The sequence below is a fragment of the Pseudomonas sp. HY7a-MNA-CIBAN-0227 genome (genome assembly GCF_040310325.1).
Taxonomy (GTDB): domain Bacteria; phylum Pseudomonadota; class Gammaproteobacteria; order Pseudomonadales; family Pseudomonadaceae; genus Aquipseudomonas.
Genome location: NZ_JBEOPT010000027.1, coordinates 13,216 through 31,757, shown reverse-complemented (window position 1 = coordinate 31,757; position 18,542 = coordinate 13,216). Strand labels below are relative to the sequence as shown.

The following is an 18,542-nucleotide window of genomic DNA, read 5'->3' as shown; positions in this document are numbered from 1 at the left end:
CAATTTAACGATGGATTGGCCCCAGCGAAAACGGAAGAAAAACTCAAAACCGTGTCCGGGATGAGTTGACCACTACATTCCCGATCAAAGACATCCCCAAGTGAAGGATGTCGGGTCCATAGAGAAATCCTCTATAGACGGGCACATGGTCAAGGCCAACTCATGGTTATTCAGGGAAGCAAGGGTCTACGCAATGCCCCTTCGAGGTCACGCCACGCCACGCCACAGCCCCTGAGCCGCCCCAAGCGGCCACCCAGACCACGAGCGGTTGTTCGTAGCGACTCAGGTGGCCCGAGCGGTTGGCATACAGCACCCGAGCATGGCGGTGCGTGACTACCGCAGGACAAAGCTTGGTGCCAACGCGGGGCACACGTTAGGGAGTCTTAGTGGAAATTTTCCCCTAACAGACATTCCAAAGGACCGCGCAGGTCGCAGGCTCAAGGGAGTTACCACGCTTTTCACTGAGTCCGAGGTTAACCGGATGCTCATGCGGGGTAGTACCGAAAAGGCCTATGAGTTCCAGACATGGCTTGCTGAGGACGTGGTCCCGACCATCCTCAAGACCGGCAAGTATGACCTCTCAGAATCCACAAGCGACTTCGCTAAGGAACTCCAAGCCTTCCGGTTGCGCTTTGAAGAGCAAGACAAGGTGATTGCTACTCAGGCCCAAGAGATTGCCGCATTGATCCCTTTGCGGGGTCAGGTGGAGTCCTTGAGGGAGCTTATCGAAACCACAGCGAAAGCTACGGCCATCGCAGCCATGCCCAGTCCGAACCGTTCCGCAAGTGGGTCATGCGACTGGTACGATAACCTTTGATGTCTCCGGCTCTGGGGTTCCCGTTGAGACCCTGGCGGGGTTACTAAGGAAAGTGTTCAAGCGAGAGGTTGTTGATTGAGTGTGTTAGAAACCGTTTTGGCTATCCCGTACCACTACAAGCGTAACGGTATTTGCTATCTGCGTTTGCGGCCACGAGGTGCCACGCCTGATAGCTTCAGTATTTCGCTACGCACCGCAGATGGTGCATTAGCTTTGCTCATCACCACGGATATCTTGAAGAAACTTTCTGAGTTCCATTTCAGGAAACCAGCGGCGTCATGGGAACAGCTTAAGACCCAGGCGGTAGAAATCTCGCTGAGGTGTTTGTCTGCGGTCCATGGCGATGTCTCAACGGAAGCTTACAGAGCTGGTCGAGCCCGGAGTTCTTCCACTGACAAAGAGTCACCCACTACGGCACCCCGAAAGAGCTTTTACTTCACACCTCGCGGGATAGTAGAACCAGACTGCGCAATTCAGAAGCCTGACTATGGCAACCCAGCGAAGGGTTTTGGTAATCCTCGTGGTCTGTGGAGAGCAAACCTTACTGTCCCAGGTGAGGACGCCCAGCCTTTGGTCGAAGAGATAGTTCAGGAACATGAAGCCAACTACGCGAAGCTCCTGAGCGACCACGAAAAGAACCCGCCAGTGCTACCACATGGTAGGAAAGCTTTGTTGCCTTATGAGGGCGATATGCCTTTCGTGATCAACGATGACGGCAGCGTGACCTTCAGAATCAAGCGGTATGCCTCGTACATTGACAGACACACCCAAGAGAACAAACCGCACCCTTTGGAAGTGGTTGATTCAAAGGGCAAGCGCATCGACAACGTTCCGGCCATCGCTGGTGGCTCTGAGTTGAAAGTGAAGCTCTCGATGTTCCCTTATGGCTGGACTGCTGTAGCCGGTGCATCCGTTATCTTGCAACTCGACAGCGTAATGTTGATTAGGCTGGTTGAGCCTGGCGGTGCTGATTCAGATGATGGATGGCCGAGCGAGGCTGTTGATGGCGGCTATGAAGCATCGTAACGCGGGGTTAGTAATATCAGAGACCACCAGCAGCTTTAAAATGGGCGCGGCTAAGCCTACTTTCCTTTTCGCTCGGCTGTGAGCTGCGGCGTTGGGGCTGTAGGCATTGCGTCAGGGTCGTCCCTCAGATATCTACAGGGCACTCAAACGGCCCTTTCGGTTTACCACCTTCGCCAGTCAGCAACCACCAGCGATACGAGGGAAAGACGCGGCCCAATATCTCTATTTCCTCCAGTCCCATCCGTGCCCGACCGCGCTTTACATTCTGCCAGCGCACGTAAGGGACATCTCCCGCGCCTGCGAGGTCTCCCAATGGTGCTCGTTCCAGTAGCAGTGCGGCGCGCTCAGCAATATCCATAAAGTCCCTTCAGAAAGCAGTTGGTTTGTGTAGATAGTACATGTACTCTGTACATATTGCGATTGGGAACAGCTTTCACAATCTCATGCTATCACACTCATCGAGACGCCCACAGCGGTGCTTCTACCGCCTCACCTGAACGGACGCTTAGGCCATGACCCTGCAAGCAATCACCCACTTTCGTAGCTTCACAGCGGTGTACCTCAATGCAAAGAGCCATGGGACTACGCGCAATGAGCATGCCTTTGAGTTCCCAGAAACCTGCAAAGTCGAACGTGAGACCAACTGCGCCATGAAAGTACCTGACGGATTCACGATCAAAGTTAAGGACCTGATTTACGTGGGGTTCAACGACCGTATAGGGCGCCTCTACGAGTTCAAGGCGCTTTCTGGTGTGCTGGGTCTCCCTGAGCGCATGGGCTGCATAGCTATTACCGACAGGGGCGCTGTCACGATCACGGATCAGAGCGCCATCAAGGGACTGAAGAAGTCCTTTGGTGCTCCTGGAATTTGAAACACCCACTAATAGCACACCCATCCTTCCCTCTATGAGCCTTTAACTTACAGAGACTTCTTTAAGAAGTTCTCTCCGGGAATCTCTGCGCTCTCAATTCAGCAAATCAACTAACTAACCAAACCAACTTGTTAGAGGCCGTGACTGGCCTTTAAGGGATTCCTATGTCCGCAGAAAGCCAAATTCAAATAACTAAGCACGACTTTAGTGGTATCAGCAGTAAAGCTACTTGGGCCTACGAGACCCTTGCAGAACTCTATGGTCCAGACCTTGCAGCAGCCGAGCTGGCCCTTGAGCATGAAGCCTATACGCTGGGCGAGGACCATTTTAAGAAAGTCCTTGAGCGCTCTATTGATCGCAATGAGTTTGCAGACAACGCCACGGCCAAGCCTGTACTGACCACGCTGGTTCCCTTAATGGCTACCGCTTTCGATGTCTGGATTGAACACCAAGTCACCAAGGTGAAGCGTAAGAACATTGGTCTTCCATACTTGCAGCTTGTTAAGGCTGAGAACGTCGCAGCGATCACAGTGAAGACTGTACTTAACATGGTTGCCAAAAAGGGGCCTTTGAGCATCCAGCAAGTTGCCGTAACTCTGGGTCGTGCTGTTGAAGAAGAAGCGCGCTTTGGTCGTATCCGGGAACAGGAGGCTGAACACTTCAATAAGCGCATCCGACCCGCTCTCAATAAACGCAACGGGCACACCTACAAGGTCAAGTACCTGGAGAAGGTTGAGGCTCACATGCAGGAGGCCAATGAGCTGCACACTACGTGGGCTTCGTGGGACTCCCTTGATAATGACGTGACCTGCCACATAGGAATCCGACTGTTAGAGCTGCTGATTGAGTCCACTCAGTTAGTCGAGCTGAAAAGGGAGCATGCAGGCAACGTAAAGTTAGACGGCCAGTATGTCCACCTGACCCCCGAGTGGGCCGAGAAGCTGTGCAATAGAGCCTTCTCGCTCTCTGAGATTACCCCACGCTACCAACCAATGATCGTACCGCCCCGCGAGTGGACCGGGATGATTGGCGGGGGTTACTGGGCAAAGGGACGCAAGCCTGTCCCTATGATCCGTGTGCGCTCAAAGAAAGCCTTACAGCGCTACCGTGACGTGTCCATGCCCGAGGTCTACAAGGCCGTGAACATCGCCCAGGCGTCCGCTTGGAAGGTGAACACTAAGGTCCTTGAAGTCGCCAAGGCAGTGATGGAATGGAAGAACGTTCCTATCGACAAGTTCCCCACAGCTGACAAGGAAGCCTTGCCGGTCAAGCCCGCGAACATCGACGAAGACCCCGAGGTCCTGAAGGCCTGGAAGAAAGCCGCGTCCACTGTGTACCGCAAAGACCGGGCACGAGTGAGCCGTCGTCTGTCCTATGAGTTCATCGTAGAGCAGGCCGATAAGTTCTCTGAGTACGAGGCTATTTACTTCCCGTACAACCTTGACTGGCGTGGCCGGGTCTATGCGATCCCTTCATTCAATCCCCAAGGGAACGACATGACCAAAGGGCTCTTAATGGCTTCCATTGCCGAGCCTGTAGGTAAAGATGGCATTGAGTGGCTGAAGATTCACGGAGCCAACTGTGCAGGGGTCGATAAGGTCGACTTTAGCCAGCGCAAGCAGTGGGTCGAAGACAACGAAGAGCTGATCCTTGAGATTGCACGGGACCCACTGGGCCAGCCTGAGTGGACCAAGATGGACAGCCCTTTCTGCTTCTTGGCGTTCTGCTTTGAGTGGGCCGGTGTGGTCGAGCATGGAGAACTCTGGGAGTCAGCTCTACCAATTGCCTTTGATGGTTCTTGCTCAGGCATTCAGCACTTCTCGGCGATGCTCAGAGACGAGCGGGGCGGTCGTGCAGTAAACCTGCTGCCTTCGGATGAAGTGCAGGACATCTACCGGCTGGTCGCTGAGGAAGTCATTGAGGCCGTTAAGCGCCACCTTCTGGAAGGCACTGACGACAGCGTAGAGCTGATGACCAACGAGAAGACCGGGGAGATTACCGAGAGGCGTGTATTGGGCACTCGGACCCTTGCCACTGGCTGGATGGGCTACGGGATTGACCGAGGGGTTACTAAGCGCTCCGTAATGACCCTGGCGTATGGCTCAAAGGCCTTTGGGTTCACCGATCAGGTACGAGAGGACATCATTCAGCCAGCCATCGACAATGGTGACGGTGAACAGTGGTTTCCTGAGGTGCAGCAGTGTGCACGGTACATGGCGAACCTCATTTGGGACTCTGTGAGCTTGGTCGTAGTGAAGGCTGTAGAGGCCATGTTGTGGCTTCAGAAGGCTGCAAAGCTCCTGGCTACCGAAGTGACCGCGACCAAGCGGACCAAAAAGAACCCAGAGCCGGAAGTCCTCAAGCCGTGCATGCCTGTTTACTGGGTGACACCTGACGGGTTCCCTGTGTGGCAAGAGTACATGAAGCCTATTCAGCGTCGTGTGGACCTGATGTTCCTCGGAACGGTGCGCCTACAGGCCACTATCAACGTTCGGGACTCCAACAACATCGACGGTGCCAAGCAGGAATCAGGAATATCTCCGAACTTCGTACACAGTCAGGACGGGTCTCACCTGCGCAAGACGGTCGTTAAGGCGTCTGAGTGCTACGGCGTGGAGTTCTTCGCGCTGATCCATGACAGCTTTGGGACCATCCCAGCGAAGGCCGGGGCGATGTTCAAGGCTGTACGCGAAACGATGGTTGAGACGTACACAGAGAACGATGTCTTGGAGGACTTCCGTCAGCAGTTCATGGAGCAACTGCACGAGAGCCAGCTTGAGAAGATGCCAGCGATTCCCGAGAAGGGGACCTTGGATATCTCGAAGATTCTTGAGAGCCAGTTTGCTTTCGCTTGACCGGCCTCCTATATTCGGTTCAGGCATGCATTATTCCTTGAGATTCGGCATGCCTGATAAAAGTTACAAAGCACTTAACTGAGTTTTTGGGATAAAGAGTGTGGTGGTTTGCATATTAGGTCTATATCGGTTTCGCTGAATTGCAATAATGCGAGTATGTTTAGCTCTATTATGACCTCAAGTTTTTGGCATAGTTGCCAAAGCTTTAGGTGGTCCGACATTATGCCTTTTTTGGATTCGTCATAGTGCGTGAGATAATTGCGTGTATCAACTATTTTTCTAATTGTGGAGTCCGTCGCCCTTGAGTTTCCTAATTTTGATTTGAAGGGCTTTACGAGCGCCTTTAGTCTTTTTGATAGGTTTATTTCATTGCCGTGCATTAGTCTTGCTTCAAGCCACTTGCTATGCTCTGGGGGGCATGCTGTCATTAGCGTTTTTTGCAGGTTTTTGAAAAGCTCGGCGTCCATAAGCACTTCTGAGTTTGTGCGCCTGCTCAGTGTCTCTGCGGCTTGAGCGAGGGATAAAAATTTACTATCGAGATATTTGTGGGTGCCGTTTTGGGTTGAGAAGTATAAGCTGAGAGTGGGCGCCAACGTATCATATAAACGGAACCAATAACGCAATAGATCCTCCCAGCGATGCTCGACGCTTTTGTAGTTGAATAATATCTCGTATTTACTCGCTTTAGATATTGTCTTGCTGTATGGGCGGCTTGGATAAAAGGCTCTTACAGAAAAAGGTGTGCCGTCGTCGCAGGATACTTCAGCTATTTTAGCTTCCACTTCGCTGATTGAAATGGTTCGAGCTGTTGCAAAGCAGAGCAGATTGGCTATTTTATAAGCAATGCCGATGAAGTGCTCAATAGGTTCTGGTTTTTCCGAATGAATAGTAAAGTAAGCGCTATGAGTTATCTTTGCTTCTGTGATTGATTGTCTTGATGGTAAGGTGTATCTGAAGTCGACATGAATGCATTCCCCAGACTCAAGTGTTGCCGTGATTTTTTCCAATGGTTCATAAGAAATCGTAGCGCTGCGGTAATCTTCGCTGTATTTGGTTTTTATACCTGTAATTGAAAGCCAATCATCAAGTTGGTCTAAGTGAAAGCTGAAATCGGAAAATAAAATCTCATCATCGTTGTTGCGCATTACACCTAAAAAAGCTTTGTTTATACGCAATGTTGACGTGATGGGTGCACCAAACGAAATGCTCCTTTGTCTGAAGAATGCTTTTTCGAGAGTGACGGCACCTTCTTTCTCAAGCACTCCCACAATTCTACCAACCTCAATTTTATCCTCATCAATTAATGGGGTCTTATTTGTTGTTATTTCAAGCTCTATTTCCCCCCCATCCGAAATGGTTAGAACACCGGGAAATTTTTCTTCTGGGCTTTCTGGTAACCAAAATTCACCTTGACGCTTGATTTCCTCTTCAATTCGCATCGTTCCCTCTCACTGACTGTTCCGTAGGCAGGTAGTTTACTCACAGATCGAACTGGACGTTCTGACCGGCCACCCTGAACACGACCTGTTGTTCGTTGCGACTCAGGTAGCCCGTGCGGCTGGCTTGAAGAATCCAAGCAACGCTGTGTCGCTGTTCCGTAAGACCAATCAGTGCCCCGTAAACATCACAATTCGAGACCTACCAGAATCTGGTATGGAACGTGGTGGCACCTTTGGCAAGGTAGGCACCTTCGGCTGTGTGGGATCTAATGGGCGCTCTCTTCCTTCTCATACAGGCCTCATGGAAGAGGCCACGCTGTACCGCATGCTTCTTCGTGGCAACGCCCCTGCTTCCGAGAATTTCCGCAAGTGGGTCACAGAGGAAGTCCTGCCGACCATCCGCAAGACCGGCAAGTACAACGCTGAGGAATCCACCAACCCAATCGCAATGGGCCTCATGGATGAGCTGAAGACCTTGCGGGGTGAAGTAGGGGAGCTGAAGTCTCTTATTGAAATCTTGATGTCTCGCCCCGCAGTTATCACCAGCGCTGAAGGCACCTCAAACCCTGTAAGCACATACCTATGCCCAGAGGTCCACACAGAGTTCGTATGGCGTCACTTCGACCGCAAGCTACTGATCAAGCTGTGTGACCTAAAGGGTCTCAGTGTGCCCGTAGCTGACAAGGTGAAGCCTGCCGTATTGGTGAAGCTCGAAGCTGCCTTATTGGACCTGTGGAACTCTACGGACCACAGGAAGCTACGGACAGAGCTGTCGCAAGGTCCCGCAAAGCGTTCATGGGCACGGTTCCCGCTGGACTTCCTGAAGGAGCACATGAACCAACGCGCCTACGTGACAGCCTACATCGCGTCGCATCTGTCCGAGAGAAGGCTGGCGTTCAAGTCAGGGCTGCCTGGGTAAGGTGGGGAATCTACCCACTTTAAGTGAGGACGCGGCGCGCGCGATACGTGGTTGCTACCAAAAGAGGCTGTCTACCAGATGCTCTTGCGGGGCCAAAGCTGCCCTGCATGTTGTGGCTGCATTGAAGCACAGGCACTACATATAGACCCTCACTAAAGAGCAATGACACCCCGTCAAGGCACCAGTGAGGGCACTCTATGAGCCAATCAGAAACACAGCAGCATCTCCCAATGCCTGACCTAAACAAGCTGCGTGATAACTTCACAATTGATCAAGGAAGCCCCTCGGGTCTCTCTCGGACTAAAGCTACTCGTGGCAAGAACGGAAAGGTCGGCCCGGTCCTAAGTAAGGATCGTGAAGGCTACTACCGGTTTAAATTCCAAAACGTCCACTACCGAACTAATCGAGTCGTCTACTTTATGCATACAGGTGAAGACCCTGCGCATTTGCTTGTGGACCACATTGATGGCGACATTACGAACAACAGCGTTGACAATCTACGGCGCTGTACTAACACGGAAAACTTACGCAATGCTCGTAAGCGTGGAAAGGGTGATCTGCCAAAAGGGATTAGCAAACTACCAAACGGCATGTATCGCGCCCAGGTTAACATTGACTCTGGCGTCCATTGCTTCGATCTTGCGTCACTGCACACGGCAATGCGCTATCTCGATCAGGTTCGCAAGCGATATCACGGTGTATTTGCCAAAAATTGACTGAAATGTCGTGTTTGTTCCAAATGTACCGTACTGTTTGAATGTTTTTAGGCCGCTCGGGTAAATAATGGCTTCGTACGGCTGCGCTGGGGCGACAGTTCGCGCAATTCCGGTGCAACCCATAGGGGTGCGTGGTTACGCGCCATGATGCGGCTTAGGTGGCCTTGCAGAACTCCTCACTATGAGCGAAGAGCCCTCATGGTCTTTCCGATTCAACTTTCCATTTCACAATTGAGGTTTACTTATGACTACCGAGACTCACGATCAATTCCTACAACAGGCTGAGCGCCAACACAGGGAGCTGCGCGAGAAGATAGCGGCCCTACAGCAACAGCTATTAGGTCTCGAATTGATTAGAGCGGCGGGTGAGGCTGAGTTGGCGGGCGGATATGCAAACGTGTTTGGCGCGGCCGATGCCCGTCCGCACGACAATTGGTTATTGGTGGATGCCATACAGATAGCTAATCTTTGGTCGTACTCTCATAGCGCAGACGATTTTGCACGGAGGATGGCAGACCATCGCATGGCGACCGTGGCGGGAGAGCTTGCTGTTGAGAGTATGATTGAACACTGGGATGCCATACAGCCAAAGCTTCTTCCGTTTAAAGATGCGAAGGAGCAAAGACAGCAAGACGAGTAGGCGGCTAAACTTGGATTCAGAGTTGTAACCGAGTGGGGACTTTACGGTACGTTTCTGTGCGGTGAGTCCCCACAAGCTTCAGAGTTTCGGGAATGGACCGCTGAAAAGGTTCTCTCCGACCATCTGCAAGACTGGGAGTACGGCCACGACGAATCTGCCTACCCATCCCAAAAGGTTTATTCCGCAGTGAAGAACCCCGAGATTATGTAGCTTCTGCAAAACTCCTCACTATAAGCAAAGAGACCACACAATGGTTTCTCTGCGTATCAATCTCGATGATCCATTCCAACCAGAGGTGCCCAGCAAGGGTGTCTGACTGGCGAGCGGGGAGAGCGTCTGCATGTCATAAGCCGGTTTCTCCCGGTCACTACAAGGTTTGGGGCTCCTTGTATGTGTGGCGTGTGGAAGGGGCTTTTAACTTTAAGATTTTAAAGAATCCTCTAAGTTGATCATTGTTTTAATCTATTAAGTAATCCTTGTTTTATCTTAAAGAGGGTTGCTTGTCTGTGGTCGTGAATAAAGTTTTGAACTGTTCATGTCTGACCACTGCTCCACTATCGACACCGTACAGGCCCGACCGCCTGCTATGGGTCATCGTCTATCACAGCTTCTTTTGGTTGGACTTCTTGGAACCTGACAGTAAACCCGTGTGGGGTGCTGTGAGGCTGTCAGGAGGTCGGCCAAGAAGTCCAACCAAAAGGAAACCACAAATCATGAACATCGACATTGCGCACAAACACGCTGGGCACTTGATTGTTATCCAGGGGAAGCCTTTTAAAGCAAACTCAGCGGGTATGTGGAATCTTACCGAGGTTTGGCAGCTCTTGAAGTTACCCAAGGGAAAGCAACCGGGCCGCTGGAGGGGCAAGGAAAAGGACCGATTGGCCCAAAGCCAAAATTTGGATGTGCGAAACTTGGGAGCTTTCGGTCACCAAGTAACGGCGACCAAGCGAGCAACGATTGAATATGCGGGCTGGGTCTCTCCCGAGTTCAAGGACCTCGTGTATGACGCCTTTGAGGCTGTTCTTGAAATGCCCGAAATTGCCATTTTGGTCGCTGAAAAGATGGCTGACTTGGGGCGTATAAACTCTGCTGAGATATTGCGGAGGATTGTTGAGAATGACAAGGAGGCGCAGCGTAATGCATATAAACTGGTTATTAGGCGCAGGCTAACTCCCCAAGAAGATGAGATTAAGAAGCTCTGCCGTCGTGCCCGCTATTTTGAAAGTAAGCAACGAGGCTGTTTGTGACGCGTTGTTTGGCTTTTGTTTAGTACGCCTCAGCTGTAGTTCAAACTTCCCTTCCTATTCTAAATACCAACATCTCAAGGAGGTACTACGTAATGCCGATGAATGAAATGGCTCGAATACTCGGCCAATCTGCACAGACCACATCGGGTCGTCAGGGATTCCAAACGCGATCCGGTATGGGCTATCAAGCTGCACGTATTGCGAAGCCTGACGGACCCGACTACTCGCTTGCAGACTCCTTGCGGAACTTCGTAAAGGCTGGTGGTGATGCTTTCAATTCCTACGATCAGAGCATGACATCTCAGGGCGCCGGAAGAGCCAACGAGATTATCCGAAAGCTGTCCCCAGAGGATCGCAGGTCAGCCCGAGAAGACGGAACGCTGCTTTATCAGGATGACCCATACACCATGAAGGCTCTACGGGAGCTGACAGGTCGTAGCGCCGCCCATGAGCTGGATCAAGAGGTTCAAACCTGGGTATCCGAAGGCGGTCCCAAGACCCGTAAAGAGCTGGACGACTTCGTACAGGATCGCCGCGAGAAGGGCGGCAAGGCATTCGCTGAGATGGACGGCCTTGACTATGACCATGAGGATTTTCAACGGGGCTTTAATGACAGCGTTAGCCAGCGCAATGCCGCCTTGGTGGACACGTTCGGTCGTAGACAATCAGAAGAGCATAAAGTAAACGCGGCTCTTCGGTTCCAAGGCGATCTTTCGGCCCTCGTTTCTGATCCAGCATTCATGCGCTCCCCCGAAGCTGCACAAGTCGTAGCGGGCACTATCGCTAACGGGCTGCGCACTGGCGTCCTTGCTGGGACCGCTGAGGCTCGAAAGGCTCTTGGTGGATTCCTTCAGGACTCTACTGCTCGTGATGGTGGTGTCGCTTTATTGAGCGCTATCGGTGAACAGAAGATCCCTGATAGTGGCGGCGAAATGATCGCCGTTAATGACTGGCTGGGGCGTGACCACGTGGAGAACTTGCAGGCCACAGCGGCAAAGTCTGAGCAGACCATGAAGACCGCTCGTGTGGAGAAGTTCCATGGGCAACTGACGGCAGCGCTGAACCATCCTGACGTTAATACAGGTCTCGCCATGCTTGAGCAGCAACTTGTCCAAACTAAACGAGATACACCTACGGACGTTATGACCCCTGAGATTCAGACCCTCATGGGCAAGCAAGAGGTTCTTCAGAACAGACGCCGCCAGGCAACCGCACAGCTCAATGTGGAGACCGTTAAGAACCAACAGTTCCAGGTGCAGGTTCAGCAGATTCGCAGGCAGTACGCGAGGAAGCTTGATGGTGAAATGGTATCAACCGATTCGCGTCTACTACCCACTACGACAGAGACAGGGACGTGGAGACACGAAGAGGCTGAGACATACGCCGCAAACCTCGAACTTAGCGATATTGAGCGGATGGGTCTACCGCCACGCGACAAGACAAACTTGGTTCTTCAGTACGTCAAGGGTGACCGCAAGGACGGCCCGTTCAGGAAGATTATGAATGAATGGGGGGATCAGGCCGAAGAACAGCTACAGGGCCTTATAGCCAGCGGGGATACTCAGCGGTTTTATCCTGCGCTGGACCGCTTCAGGGAGCTGGTCAAGGCAGACCCATCAGGTATGGCAATGCTCTACCCAGAGCGCGCCGGTATTGCAGCAACGCTTAATGCCCTCGACAGCCAGGGTACAGATGGCATGTCCCTCTTCGTGACCAATGCGCAGATGGACGCAAAGTTACCACCAGAGGCTCGTGCGGCTCAGAACAAGCAGTTCTCAACGACCATTCGAGAGTCCCAAAGCGCAATGCAGTACATGCCGGACTCGATGCATGCAATAGCCCTTATGGTCTACAAGGGCCACTTTGCAGCAACAGGCAGTGCAGACGGGGCGAAGGCTGCTACACAGAAATGGATAGCTGATAACACGGTTGTCTTCAAGGCGTATGGCGGCTCCCAATCAGGGACTGTCTTCAAGTCAGAAATGCTAATGGACCCCGGTGATGTCACGTCATGGAAAGCAGGGTCTGAAGCTCTCACCGCAGAACTTGCCGCTGACGATGCGGCCCATCCCGAGTATGGCGGTAAAGGTTCCTTCATCGTCTCCCATAACGGCCAGCTTTTCATTCGAAACCTCAATGGTCGCGTGAAGCCTTTGCATATGCAGGACATCCGTGATGAGAACGCTCGCAAAGTCGCCCAAGAGCGTGCAGACGCTAAGCAGCGTGAACAGGAAAAAATCAAGCGCGCTCAGGAAGGTATGGGCTTCTCCAGTGACTACGAAGATACCGAGCGAAAAATCCGTGAGTACCAGGCGGACAAACCCAAGTGAGGCCTTACGGGGCCTCCTGACCACTTCTAAAGGAGGCCGAAACATGACAGATGAATATGCAAGCATCAAAGCTACAGGCACCCAATACGACAACCTGATTCGTTCCGCCGCCGAGTCCGAAGGTGTCCGTTACGATCTGCTGCATAAGCAGATTTACAACGAGTCCTCTTTCAAGTCGGACGCAAAGTCCCCTACAGGCCCGTTGGGTCTCGCACAGTTCACAGCAGCAACCGGACGGGCTTACGGCTTGATGTCCCCCGAGGATCGTTTAGACCCCTTGAAGGCCGTCCCTGCGATGGCCCGTCACATGCGGGACCTCATTGATAAGTATGACGGTGATGAGCTGACCGCTGCCCTTGCGTACAACCAAGGAGAGGGTCCGCTTGGTGCCCCACAGGTTTCGGCTATGCGTGGCGGTGACTTCTCGAAGCTGTCCGCTGAAGGCCGTGGCTACATGGCAAAGCTGTCTGACGTTGCTGTGAGTCCCCATCGGGATTACTTCAAGGGGCTGTTGGGCGGGCCGGCTGTTATCCAGCCAGGGGCTCTTGGTCTCGTAGGTCAGCCTATTGAAAAGGGGATGTCTATTGCCGACATGGCGCGCCAGCAGGGCAAACCAATCTCTGGTGACGATGAGACGGGTGCGTGGGATGACACAGGGAAAGCAGCTAAAGCCGCTCTGGAAACATCCGTGGTTGGGGCTGCCTTCCGGGGCTACTCTGAAGAAGGCGCAGACCTCGGGACGGTCATGCAGATGATGCGGCCTGTGTCCCGTATGCAGGCCAACCCTATGACTGATGAGGACTTCGAGACCCTTGATGAACTCGGTGTCCAACCTGAGTATTACCGTCAGTTTGCATCAGCTGAGCGGGAAGAGTGGAAGCATATTCTCCCTGTGGTCCTTGACTCCCAAGAGTCCCAAAAGAACTACGACTCTGCTGGGTGGGCCGCTAAGCTCACGGGAGGCCTTGTAGGTCTTGCGGGTGATCCACTTACCTATTTGCCGGTGGCTGGCATCACGGGTTCTCTGGGGGTCCGTATGGCTAAAGGGGCTGTCTACGGTTCCAGTACAGGTGTGGCAAGTGAACATCTGCGGTCTCGTGTGGTTGGCGGTGAAGCTCACTTGGCTATGGCCGCTGCGGGCGGTGCAGTTCTGGGGGGCGCTCTCTCGGGCGTCTTTGGGAAGAACATCAAGGTCCGTAGTGGCAATGATGCTGCTGCGCATCTGACACCCGCTGACAGCCCCACTGTGGAGAACCTTGCAGACCCCTTCATTGGTCCCACGATTCGGGCGGAAGCCCGTGCACGGGCTGCCCAAGAGGGTTCACAGGACCCAACGCTAATGCCGCATACCGACGCTGAGGCGACGGTTCAGTACAGCGGTGTGGATGTACAAGAGGTTCCCTTTGAGCCAGGAGCTGTTCGTTTAGAAGGCGAGGGGATCATCCTGGGGGAGGCCAACCCACTGAACCCGAAGTCAGCCGAGCGATACGCAAAGGCCAATGCTGGTATCAAGACGATGGGTTTTGAAGAGATTGGTTTCACTCTTCACAGCAGCGAAAGCCCCCAAGTCCAGGCCATTGCTAACCAGTTGGTGCGCTCTTCTACGGGCCACGCTGACGGTTCGAACGGACGTTTCGCCACGACCGCATCTGACGCCTTGGAGCGTATGCACGGACAGATCAACAAGTCTCGCGAGAAGCTTGATGATGCTGCCAGCGCTGCTATTGGGTCCAAGTGGTATCAGGCTTTCCCCGGCACCCGAAGTGCTGCCCGTGCTGTTCTCGATGAAAAGGCCGTTAAGGCCCTTGAGGAACGCTCTGGGGCACGTCTCGCCACAATGACACCTGAAGAGCGTGCCTTTACGGAAGTCGTACGGGACCGCATGAAGATGTTCGATGACTGGGCATCCAATACAGCACAGTTCGGTAATCCCAGTGCTAAGCCGCTACTGACATCCACCCGCTACAAAGACCACTACTTCATGCGGGCCTACGATAAGGTCCGTAAGGATTGGAGTATTGAGAAGCTGGGCGGTGGGGAGAAGGGCCAAGATGCACTTCACCAGTTAACCATCAAGGGGTTCATGGGGGATTATCTCGCAGACGCTGTACGTAAAGCTGACATCGACAAGTTCCATACCGACGCCATGACTCGTGAGGGCCTTGCCGTGACCCCTGAGAGCCTATACGCCAGGGTCCGCGAACAGGCGAGCAAGGACGCTTACGGGATCACGCACGGGACAGACCTTCATGCGCAAGTGGTGGACGCTGAGGGGACCTTCAAGGGATCGTCGTCTGGGGAGAACCCCTTCCTTAAGGGGCGCAGCATGTTCGGTACAAGTGCGGAGGTTGAAGCTCCGTGGGGTAAGTTCTCGGTGGACGATCTACGGAGCTTCGACATGGACAAGCTCCTGCCAGCGTATGACGCCCGTATGTCGGGTGACATTGCAATCATGGCGTCAACAGGGAAAACCCCTAAAGAGCTTCGGGCTGAAATCAAGGGCCTTGACGAGGTCATTACGCCCAAGGAACGGGACGCCCTTGAGCAGATCATGAGAATACTCGAAGGGACAGCCCGTAGAGACGCCAAGGACGGTTTGGCGGCTGAGGGCGTCAGGGCCTTGACGAACACTGCGTTCGCCACAAAGAACGCCTACATGGCCTTCCAGAACTTCTTAGAGGTTGCCGGATTGGTCCGTAGGGGCTACGTGGGTATGCTGGGCCACAACATACCGGGTTTCAAAGAGTTGGTCTCTGCCAAGTATAGGATGACGGCAAAGGACCTCGACGCTTTCCACGGGGCCACATTCGGGCGTGACTTAGATAACTCCATTGCTCCACGCCGTGGGGACATTGAACAGAACCTCCTTGAGAGCGGGGCGGCTCCATGGGCATCTAAAACTATGTCCTGGGCGAGCATCGTTCCTAAGATGGCTGCGCGGCACTCACCGCTCACAAAGGCACTTACTGAGACCACGAACTACCTTCTTGACGGGGGCCGCAAAGGCATCCTTGGAGACATCGTCCGGCACACCTTGGCGGGCGGCAAGAGTCCGTTTGACCGTATGTTCACCAGTGAGGAGGCCCTGTTACGTTCGGCGAGCATCACGCCGAAACAGTGGGAAGGCGTCAAGGACTTGATACGGGAGAGTATGGAGAGAGCACCCGAAGGAACCTACCGCGTTCGGGACCATAAATCCTTACAGGCTGACCCCCGGTCTGCTGACCTGTACCGTCTCGGGGACCGCTTAGCGGATGAAATTATGATCCGCCCACACAAGGTGTCCAGCCTCGATACAAAGGCTTACGGGCCGTTCGTAAAGATGCTCATGCAGTTCAAGTCCTTTGTCGTCAAATCACTTAACCAGCGGTTGATGCGTGGGGTACATGAAGCACGCCTCAACGACCGTGTCTTAGATCAGTCCTTAACAGCTGCCTATTCCATCATGGCCGCAGGTGCGGGCTATGCCGGACAAGCACATGTCAAAGCTTTCGGGATGTCTGAGAGTGATCGTAAGCGATACCTCGAAGATGCTTTGACTCCGGGCATGCTGGCCTATGCTGCTGTGTCCCGTTCGGCGTACATCGGTGCTATTCCGAGTGTCGCCAACATGGTCGCCCCTGTGATTAACCCAGACTGGGATCAAGCCCGAATGGTTCGCACCTCGATTCTCCCCGAAGCTGCCCAAAAGAAAGGCGCGGGAATCTCCCCGATTCTGTATGGCATGGGCGGCGGGGATACCTTTGAGGAAATCATGAAGCAAGTCCCAGCGGCAGGCATTGTCAGTAATGCCTACAAGGTTGGTGTTAATGCCCTTGGCCTCTCGCAGACGGTCAATGACCCCAGTAAGGCGCTTGCTCACCGCACAGGGCTCTACAAGAGCTTCAGGAACCTTGTCCCGAATGATCCAGCGAGCCAACGGGCCACCGCTGAGCTGTTCGAGATGTGGGGCATCGACACCGCAAAATGAGCACGCAGCAGTATCTTATGAGGGGCCTTCGGGTCCCTTATTTTTCAGTTTGGTGCTAAATGACCACCTCTGTAGGCCACGGCCTGTAAGGGCTCCAAAACCACTCACTATAACCATAGGGGCCCGTTCCTTAGAGATACTTAAAGGCCTTCTTAAAGATGCCTCTGAGACCTCCTGTCTGGGGTGGTGGTTATAACCACTTACCACCTTCTCTCTTTATACCAACCTCAAAGGAGGCCTAAGCATGATCAAAATGACCACACGATGGCAGACCTTTGCGGCTGTCTTTAAGACCCTGGCGACTCACCGGGCCACCTACAGATTCCTTGCGTTGCTCATTGTCGCCCTTGGGTTCGCTTCAGGCGGTCCTTTAGTCGAGGCCTTCGGGAGCGCTGTATGTGTCTTGGTGGCCGGTGGGTGTGCTGAATGAGGTGCTTCTGAGGGTCTCTTTGAGAATCTGACAGATTTTTCGGAAAGGTCACCTCAATGCTTATATGGGCCAAGGTTCCCCCCGTGGGGCCTCTCGCGGCTGTGCATGCATGGGGTCCTTAACGCGGGTCTGTGCGCCTCTGTAAGTTGGTCCCTGGAAGCCCTCAGAGTGTTAGACTCATGTTAGAAAACCGTTAGATCTTGGTTAGACATGCCCAGAGAATGCCCATAGAATGGGGCTCTCAGGCCTCACCACCGAGTAGAATGCCAACTCACCTCGTAGCCAGTTGTGCCGATGAATATCCCTAATCTGATCACCGTACTACGCGTCCTGCTCATTCCGATTTTCATTTTGCTGTTTTACCTGCCGTACGAATGGAGTTACATGGCCTCCAGTTCGGTCTTCGCCTTTGCGGCGGCGACCGACTGGCTGGACGGCTACCTGGCCCGTCGCCTGGAGCAGAGCACGCCGTTTGGCGCGTTTCTCGATCCCGTGGCCGACAAGCTGATGGTGGCGGTTGCCCTGGTGCTGCTGGTGCAGGAACACGGCAATCTCTGGCTGACCCTGCCAGCCGCCGTGATCATCGGTCGTGAGATCGTCGTCTCTGCCTTGCGCGAATGGATGGCCGAAATCGGCGCACGCGCCCACGTGGCGGTCTCCAATATGGGCAAATGGAAAACCGCGGCGCAAATGCTCGCCCTGGTGATCCTGCTGGCTAATCCGTCGAACTTCACCTTCTGGGTGCTGCTGGGCTATGCTTTGCTGCTGATTGCCGCAGGCCTGACCCTGTGGTCCATGATCCAATACCTGCGCGCCGCCTGGCCTCATCTGCGGACCACCGTTGAAAAGAAATAAAACTTTTTTGAATCAAGGGGTTGACGGGTGATGTGGATTCTATAGAATGCGCACCACCAAGACGCGGGAATAGCTCAGTTGGTAGAGCACGACCTTGCCAAGGTCGGGGTCGCGAGTTCGAGTCTCGTTTCCCGCTCCATTTTTAAACAGTGTTGCCTTCGGGTGGCACTGAGTGAAACCAGGACCAAGCTTTCGAGCTAGGGTCTGGGCACTGGAATACACACCATGTGTTTCAGTTAGCGTGTCCCCTTCGTCTAGTGGCCTAGGACACCGCCCTTTCACGGCGGTAACAGGGGTTCGAGTCCCCTAGGGGACGCCATTTGCGGGAATAGCTCAGTTGGTAGAGCACGACCTTGCCAAGGTCGGGGTCGCGAGTTCGAGTCTCGTTTCCCGCTCCAAACATTGCGCTGCAGAGTTCTACTG

At 53.5% G+C, this 18,542-nt stretch carries 13 protein-coding genes and 3 tRNA genes; 15 read left to right on the top strand and 1 reads right to left on the bottom strand.

Going from position 1 to position 18,542, the window contains the following annotated elements:
* Positions 1–268 precede the first annotated feature (268 nt).
* The 4 genes from AAEZ06_RS26255 (at position 269) to AAEZ06_RS26240 (ending at position 5,570) form a co-directional block, all read left to right on the top strand.
* Positions 269–817 carry a BRO family protein gene (locus tag AAEZ06_RS26255; RefSeq protein ID WP_350616964.1) on the top strand — a complete coding sequence of 183 codons (549 nt, stop codon included), beginning with the start codon at positions 269–271 and terminating at the stop codon, positions 815–817.
* 81 nt (positions 818–898) lie between these two features.
* A complete protein-coding gene (locus tag AAEZ06_RS26250) occupies positions 899–1,843 on the top strand; it encodes a DUF2815 family protein (protein WP_350616968.1) in 945 nt (314 codons plus the stop codon).
* Positions 1,844–2,355: 512 nt separating this feature from the next.
* Positions 2,356–2,715 (top strand): hypothetical protein, encoded by a 360-nt coding sequence (locus AAEZ06_RS26245; RefSeq protein ID WP_350616962.1) that lies wholly within the window; start codon positions 2,356–2,358, stop codon positions 2,713–2,715.
* Between the two features lie 164 nt (positions 2,716–2,879).
* A complete protein-coding gene (locus tag AAEZ06_RS26240) occupies positions 2,880–5,570 on the top strand; it encodes a DNA-directed RNA polymerase (RefSeq protein WP_350616960.1) in 2,691 nt (896 codons plus the stop codon).
* Between the two features lie 74 nt (positions 5,571–5,644).
* Here AAEZ06_RS26240 and AAEZ06_RS26235 read toward each other — a convergent pair whose 3' ends face one another.
* A complete protein-coding gene (locus AAEZ06_RS26235; RefSeq protein ID WP_350616958.1) occupies positions 5,645–7,009 on the bottom strand; it encodes an ApeA N-terminal domain 1-containing protein in 1,365 nt (454 codons plus the stop codon).
* 16 nt (positions 7,010–7,025) lie between these two features.
* Between AAEZ06_RS26235 and AAEZ06_RS26230 the strand changes: the two genes are divergently transcribed.
* The 11 genes from AAEZ06_RS26230 (at position 7,026) to AAEZ06_RS26180 (ending at position 18,517) form a co-directional block, all read left to right on the top strand.
* Positions 7,026–7,928, top strand: a complete 903-nt coding sequence (locus tag AAEZ06_RS26230) for a BRO-N domain-containing protein (RefSeq protein WP_350616966.1) — start codon at positions 7,026–7,028, stop codon at positions 7,926–7,928.
* A gap of 197 nt (positions 7,929–8,125) precedes the next feature.
* Positions 8,126–8,644 carry an HNH endonuclease gene (locus tag AAEZ06_RS26225; protein WP_350616956.1) on the top strand — a complete coding sequence of 173 codons (519 nt, stop codon included), beginning with the start codon at positions 8,126–8,128 and terminating at the stop codon, positions 8,642–8,644.
* A 244-nt stretch (positions 8,645–8,888) separates the two neighbouring features.
* Positions 8,889–9,284 (top strand): hypothetical protein, encoded by a 396-nt coding sequence (locus tag AAEZ06_RS26220; protein WP_350616954.1) that lies wholly within the window; start codon positions 8,889–8,891, stop codon positions 9,282–9,284.
* A 713-nt stretch (positions 9,285–9,997) separates the two neighbouring features.
* Positions 9,998–10,534 (top strand): hypothetical protein, encoded by a 537-nt coding sequence (locus tag AAEZ06_RS26215; RefSeq protein WP_350616952.1) that lies wholly within the window; start codon positions 9,998–10,000, stop codon positions 10,532–10,534.
* Positions 10,535–10,626: 92 nt separating this feature from the next.
* Complete coding sequence (locus tag AAEZ06_RS26210) at positions 10,627–12,864, top strand: hypothetical protein (RefSeq protein ID WP_350616950.1); 2,238 nt, start codon at positions 10,627–10,629, stop codon at positions 12,862–12,864.
* Positions 12,865–12,907: 43 nt separating this feature from the next.
* Complete coding sequence (locus tag AAEZ06_RS26205; protein ID WP_350616948.1) at positions 12,908–16,834, top strand: transglycosylase SLT domain-containing protein; 3,927 nt, start codon at positions 12,908–12,910, stop codon at positions 16,832–16,834.
* A 244-nt stretch (positions 16,835–17,078) separates the two neighbouring features.
* Positions 17,079–17,264 carry a gp19.5 family protein gene (locus AAEZ06_RS26200; RefSeq protein ID WP_350616946.1) on the top strand — a complete coding sequence of 62 codons (186 nt, stop codon included), beginning with the start codon at positions 17,079–17,081 and terminating at the stop codon, positions 17,262–17,264.
* Between the two features lie 294 nt (positions 17,265–17,558).
* Complete coding sequence (pgsA, locus tag AAEZ06_RS26195; protein ID WP_133100138.1) at positions 17,559–18,119, top strand: CDP-diacylglycerol--glycerol-3-phosphate 3-phosphatidyltransferase; 561 nt, start codon at positions 17,559–17,561, stop codon at positions 18,117–18,119.
* Positions 18,120–18,182: 63 nt separating this feature from the next.
* Positions 18,183–18,258: transfer RNA gene (locus tag AAEZ06_RS26190), tRNA-Gly, on the top strand.
* Positions 18,259–18,362: 104 nt separating this feature from the next.
* Positions 18,363–18,438, top strand: a tRNA-Glu gene (locus tag AAEZ06_RS26185).
* Positions 18,439–18,441: 3 nt separating this feature from the next.
* Positions 18,442–18,517, top strand: a tRNA-Gly gene (locus AAEZ06_RS26180).
* Positions 18,518–18,542: the final 25 nt, after the last annotated feature.